At 68.4% G+C, this 1,264-nt stretch carries 2 protein-coding genes; both read right to left on the reverse strand.

Going from position 1 to position 1,264, the window contains the following annotated elements:
• Positions 1–31: 31 nt before the first annotated feature.
• Positions 32–916: an IS3 family transposase gene (locus IEY73_RS32655; RefSeq protein ID WP_229716415.1), complete on the reverse strand. Its 885-nt coding sequence runs from the start codon at positions 914–916 to the stop codon at positions 32–34.
• 2 nt (positions 917–918) lie between these two features.
• On the reverse strand, positions 919–1,215 hold the full coding sequence (locus IEY73_RS32660; RefSeq protein WP_189083215.1) for a transposase: 297 nt from the start codon (positions 1,213–1,215) through the stop codon (positions 919–921).
• Positions 1,216–1,264 lie beyond the last annotated feature (49 nt).

Here is a 1,264-nt window from a genome sequence, read left to right on the forward strand (position 1 = left end):
TGTCAATCCCCCAAGATCGTGGAGGGTTCCGTTATGCGGCTTCAGCCCTCCTGGCCTCGGCCATGAAGCGTTCGTAGTCGATGGGTGACATGCCGTCGCAGGCGCTGTGCCTGCGGCGCAGGTTGTAGAAGTCGACGATCCAGGTGGAGATCTTCAGCCGGGCCTCGTGGCGGGTGGCGAACCGGTGGCGGTGGATGTACTCGACCTTGATTGTGGAGTTGAAGGCCTCAGCGGCGGCGTTGTCCAGGGCGGAGCCGACCCGGCCCATCGACTGCAGCACGCCGAGACGCCGGCAGGCCTTGTCGAAGGCTTCGGACGTGTACTCGCTGCCCCTGTCGCTGTGAAAGATCACGCCGTCGACGGTGCCGCCCCGGGTCGCCGCGGCCATGTGCAGTGACGCTTCGACCAGTTCGGCGTCGTGGTGAGCGGACATGGCGTAGCCCAGCAGCCGGCGGCTGAACAGGTCGATGACCGTAGCCAGATACAGGTTCCCCTGGCCGGTGACGATCTCGGTCATGTCGCCGCACCAGAGCACGTCCGGTGCCGGTGCGGTGAACTGCCGCCGGACCCGGTCCGGTGCCGCCGGGCGCTTGCCCTGCCGGGTCAGGCTGCGGCGCCGTTTCGGTGGGCGACCGGCCAGGCCGAGGGCGGCCATCCTGCGGGCGACGGTGTTCTCGCCGACCCGCCAGCCCGCGGCCTGCAGGTCCTGGGTGACCCGCGGCGAGCCGTAGGTACCGCCGGAGGCGTCGAAGACCTGACGGATCTCGTCGTCGAGTCCGGCCCGGCGGGTCTGGGCGTCGGTGGGTTGCCGATCGCGCCACTTGTAGTACCAGGACTGCGACACCTGCAGGGCGCGGCAGGTCAGCGCGTGTGGCACGCCGTGCTCGGTCCTCTGGGAGCTGATGAAACCGGCCACGGCTACTTCATCGCCTCCTTCACCCACAGGACCACGGAGCGCTTGAGGACATCGCGTTCCATCGCGAGCTCGGCGTTCTCCTTACGCAGCCGGGCCAGCTCGGCCCGCTCGTCCTCCGACAGCCCGCCACCGGCGGCCTCACCACGGGCCTGCTTGTCCTGGTTCACCCAGTTACCGAGCGTGCCCGCGTTGACGCCCAGATCCCGGGCCACCACGGCGATCGGCTTGCTCGTCTCGCGCACGATCCGGACCGCGCCCTCACGGAACTCGCGGTCGAACCGTCGTCTCGTCTCAGCCATGAACCTCTATCCCTTAAGGTCTGGCCTCCACGCTAACGGGGGAAGATCA

The organism is Mangrovihabitans endophyticus, assembly GCF_014646155.1.
Classification (GTDB): domain Bacteria; phylum Actinomycetota; class Actinomycetes; order Mycobacteriales; family Micromonosporaceae; genus Actinoplanes; species Actinoplanes endophyticus.

Excerpts from the sequence above, each read along its gene's own strand:
- IEY73_RS32660 (WP_189083215.1), bottom strand. The coding sequence starts at position 1,215 with ATGGCTGAGACGAGACGACGGTTCGACCGCGAGTTCCGTGAGGGCGCG.